The organism is Vibrio sp. 1727 (assembly GCF_033344415.1).
Classification (GTDB): Bacteria; Pseudomonadota; Gammaproteobacteria; order Enterobacterales; family Vibrionaceae; genus Vibrio; species Vibrio alginolyticus.
Map to the genome: position 1 here is coordinate 1 of NZ_JAWPOT010000468.1, position 587 is coordinate 587.

Annotated in this window: 1 protein-coding gene; it reads left to right on the forward strand. The window is 41.4% G+C overall.

The window, feature by feature from the left end:
- Nucleotides 1-289: 289 nt before the first annotated feature.
- The coding region (locus R8O10_RS26400; RefSeq protein WP_318192123.1) for a PilZ domain-containing protein at nucleotides 290-587 on the forward strand (298 nt) is incomplete at its 3' end.

The window sequence follows — 587 nt, forward strand, 5'->3', positions numbered from 1 at the left end:
TGACACCGAAACTTACGCTTTCTGGAAAGTCTGTTGGTAATTTATACAAAGGCCGCTATCATAGCGGCCTTTGTCGTATACCCCAGCCAGTTAAAAGCGCCTTTCTGGGCCATTTTGATTGGCGTTATTAAGGTATTTGATGATTTGAGAGTCATTGGGTCAGTGAAAAACATGACCGTGTACTTACGTAACTCTGTAGCGTTCTCGACAGTTTTTAAACAACATTCGAACACTTTTTGTTCTTCTTGATATACTATTCAATCTGTTTAAATGCCTTAGAGAGCGCAATATGACGGAGAAAAGACGCTTTTCACGCATCATCTACCAAGCTCCAGCTCAGTTAGAACAACGTGATTTGAGACTTAACGCTACGATTCAAGATCTTTCCTTGCATGGCTTACTCTTACAAGCCGAAGGCTTGGATACATTGAATCCTGCACTTTTGGTTGATGTCGGTTTCTCGTTCCACCAGTCTGAACAAGAGATTACGTTAACGGCACAAATCGTAGACGTCACTCAAGACAAAATACGGCTCAAGATCACCAACATCGGCATTGAAAGCATTAGCCAATTAAAACGATTTATCG